At 47.2% G+C, this 3,640-nt stretch carries 4 protein-coding genes; all 4 read left to right on the forward strand.

The annotated features are described in order from the left end of the window. The first annotated feature begins 536 nt into the window (after positions 1 to 536). Positions 537 to 809 carry a hypothetical protein gene (locus AAC022_RS27020; RefSeq protein ID WP_339736426.1) on the forward strand — a complete coding sequence of 91 codons (273 nt, stop codon included), beginning with the start codon at positions 537 to 539 and terminating at the stop codon, positions 807 to 809. Between the two features lie 234 nt (positions 810 to 1,043). Beyond that, positions 1,044 to 1,220, forward strand: coding sequence for an ATP-binding protein (locus AAC022_RS27025; protein WP_339736428.1), 177 nt, complete (start codon positions 1,044 to 1,046; stop codon positions 1,218 to 1,220). Between the two features lie 169 nt (positions 1,221 to 1,389). Then, positions 1,390 to 1,632 carry a hypothetical protein gene (locus tag AAC022_RS27030; protein WP_339736430.1) on the forward strand — a complete coding sequence of 81 codons (243 nt, stop codon included), beginning with the start codon at positions 1,390 to 1,392 and terminating at the stop codon, positions 1,630 to 1,632. A gap of 325 nt (positions 1,633 to 1,957) precedes the next feature. Beyond that, positions 1,958 to 2,371 carry a hypothetical protein gene (locus AAC022_RS27035; protein ID WP_339736432.1) on the forward strand — a complete coding sequence of 138 codons (414 nt, stop codon included), beginning with the start codon at positions 1,958 to 1,960 and terminating at the stop codon, positions 2,369 to 2,371. Positions 2,372 to 3,640 lie beyond the last annotated feature (1,269 nt).

Genomic DNA, 3,640 nt, shown 5'->3' on the forward strand with positions numbered 1-3,640 from the left:
AGACCAACGTACGCACAAAGTGAAAGATGACAGTGCCATTCGTTCCTGACACCTTTTTCTGTCCTTTTTCTGTCCAAATTCCCCTTATTCTGTCTCGTTTCCGAATGGTATTAGTCGTCATTGATTTCATCGCGTTACAGGGCATCCTGTGCGATTCTCAGAGGTGTTGTGATTTGCTCTTACTTTTTGCTTTCAATCGTTTAAAATGAGTTTGGTTAGATTCTTTGTCTGTCTAAGGTAGTTCGTATGTCTGAGAATAAAGAATCAAAGTTCCTTCGATTTGCATATTATGCAATTCCGTTCTTGTTAGTCTTTTATGTGCTGAGTATTGGTCCTGCATATGCGTTACTTACCAACGTAAATGGATGCCTTTATTATCCTGAGTACAGAAGCCAGATCGAAACTTTTTATGCTCCTGTGTTTATTATGGCAACTACCAATTCATGGCTAAGATCGTTACTCATGAAATACGTTGATTTCTGGAAAAGAAAATTTTAACACTTTCTTAGAGTTTTGAACTCACGAGTGTAATTCCCATGTCTGAAAATAAACGCTCAATGCTCCTTCGGTTTTTGGGCTATGCCATTCCCATTTTGTATGCCATTCCCGTACTGTTGGTGGCTTATGTTTTGAGTATTGGCCCTGTCAATGTTTTTTTGTCCAACCCAGATGGAACTATGGTGCAATCACAATATAAGGACCAGATTATTTCGTTCTATGCTCCTTTACAGTGGTGTGCCGACAATAGTATTTTTTTTGAAAAACTTATTGTTGGCTATATCGAGATTTTCGTTGGTAAAATTGATTGACCTCGACTTCCCATCGTCACTCTTTAAAAGTTACGGTTCTCAAACCCTCTGTAGTATTAAGACTCTCCCGCCTGACCATTGCCAGACGGGAGAAATCAAGACACCTATTACCGTTTAACTGCTCTGGCTTCCGGCTCGCTGTGCTTACGCGATTGATTCCAGACAGAAACCAGATTCTAGGCTTCACTTCTGCTCGATGTGATCAGCACCGCCTACGAACGGATGAGCCTGATCGTGACCACTAATTTGCCGTTTGAGAACTGGACCGAGGTGCTGGGCAGTGAACGTCTCACGGGAGCGACCCTTGATCGGTTGACGCATCGCTGCCATATCCTGGAAAGCTACCGACTGCAGGACGCGAAACGCCGACGCACAAAAACCTCAAGCGGGAAGTCAAACGAGACGAAATAAGATAAGGACCCAATCTTCGTCCGAATCTCCAAGCCACACATCGGACGAACCTTTTCATAACCAGCGCTAGGTTTTTCAACCGGCAGGCGCTACGTTTTCTGACCGGTGTTTACAGTTCGGTTTCAAATGGCGACCTCCCTGTGCGAACTGCTACGCCGATCTATTCAAAGTGATTAATGTTGAGGAATTTGAACAGTCCATTCGCGAATGGACCAGCCAACTTCCAGACATCGAAGTGAATGACGAAACGTTACGCGCCGTTTCCATCGATGGCAAAACGTTGTGTGGTACACTCCAGAAACATCAGCGTGCCGTTCACCTGCTATCGGCCCTCGATCATCAGACCGGTTATGTGCTCAGCCAAACACAAGTGGGTTCAAAAACCAACGATGCGGCTCTGCGATCCAGCTGACCCACGGTGTCGAAATGCACCAAGGACTCGACGATCTACAAAGTCGTAGCTCATCCCTGATGGCCATCAGGGATGAGCTCTTATCAATATAAACCAACAACGTCTTACCTGTAAAACAGGTCCAACAGTGCTCGTATCCAAGATACTGGCGACTTTTTTTACTTTTCATTCTCATTGGTTTCTGCTAGGCTTTGGTTATGCCTAGGTCCAAACGAATTTGTCCTGCTGGTAGGGTGTTTCATGTGTTGAACCGGTCTGTTGCGCGGCTGACTCTGTTTGAGAAGCCGGACGATTATGCTGCGTTTATGCGGGTGGTCGAGGAGACGTGGCAGAAGAATCCCCTGCCGATCTTTGCGATGTCGGTGATGCCCAATCACTGACACTTCGTCGTACGTCCCACGACGGAGACCCGGTTGACGGGCTTCTTCCGGCTGCTCACCGTCACGCATACGATGCGCTGGCATGCCCACTACGCGACCGGCGGCCCGGGGCACCTTTACCAGGGACGCTTCAAGTCGTTCCCGATTCAGTCAGACGAGCATTTACTGACCATCATGCGTTAGGTGGAACGCAACCCCTTGCGGGCGAATCTGGTCACGAAAGCCGAGGAGTGGGAGTACGGCTCCGCCTGAGTCCGGTAGCAGAAACAGGCCGCACCGGAATGGCTGGCAACACTCAAGAAATCACCGTTGCCACGACAATGGCGAGAGCTGGTGAAAAATCACAGTCCGATGCCTAGCTGGCCGCCATCCGAAAATGTATCGTCCGAGGCACGCCCTTCGGCAATGACAAATGGATCAGCAACACAGCTGTCCGACTTTCTCTGGAAAGCACCACCCGCCCCTGCGGCAGACCTCGGCTCAACAAAGAGACTTGTGTTTCTGAAAATTCCCTCTCTGAGGTTCCCCTTTCCTGACCGGTGCCGATTCGTATTATGGTTTGGTGACTTGGAATCATTGTCGTCGTAGCGAGCTGAACGGTGGTTATTCAATCGGGATCTGTTGTTTGTGATTTAGGAGAGGGGATTATTCATGTGCTTTTTGCTTTGCTGTTTCTATTGGTTCAAACATTTGGTTCAAACATTTGGTTCAAACATTTGGTTCAAACATTTGGTTCAAACATTTTTTCTTGATGTTGACTGATTTTGCTCAATGGCGTGGGCTGGTCAAGTGGGATTGGGTTGTTGATGAGTGGTTGATGTGCAGTGAACCACTGACGAAGGGCTGTCTTACCAAGTCCAGAGCGTGTCGAAGTGTGTTGATAAACTGGTGGCCATCGGGAAGAGGTGCCGTGAGTTCCGGTGAAGAGTTGGAAAAAACGACGACGATTCAGGTGAACCTGTCGCACAAGTTACACCGATTCCAGTGCTCGTTTTCTTCGCCTCGCGCGCGACACACTAAAAGAAAGTAGATTCCACATTAGCGGGAGCCGGTCAAGTTCATTTTATACAGAGCAGACGATTGTCCGACTCGTTGAACTACCCAGATCAGTAAAGCAAGAATAAATTCTACTGCCGGATGGGACTGGGAAAGGAATTATCCGGAAGCTCCTCGGCACTTCATCTTGTAGTGAAAGTGGGGCTAACGTTACGGGTAACCCTGAAGCTTCACACCTGTCGCGCCACGTGTGGATATTTGGGTCTCAATCTGCCATCCTTCAGATTAGTAAATTGACCGTGTCGTTATTACTAATCTGGAGTAATTGTTTTGGCATGCTCCCCTTGGCTTGATCCATTTATTATGGATTTTCGCAACGAGGGGGAGCAGGTTTGTTGTATCTTGTTTATTGGTTAGGGGTTGCGGAGAACGGTTGGGGTTTGGTGTGAGATGTTAAGTCAGGAATTGGTGGCTGAAACCCTTTGCGAAGATTAAAATAGGATTGTCTTAAATTAGTGCGTAGCAGTCGGTTGACTTCCTGGGAGACAACGTTAAGATGCCTCTCTCAGTTAACTTGAGTCGTTTGAATTAGTTTCAGTTTTGCTGATACTGATTCAGCTGATTTTTGTTAG

It is taken from the genome of uncultured Gimesia sp. (genome assembly GCF_963976445.1).
Taxonomy (GTDB): domain Bacteria; phylum Planctomycetota; class Planctomycetia; order Planctomycetales; family Planctomycetaceae; genus Gimesia.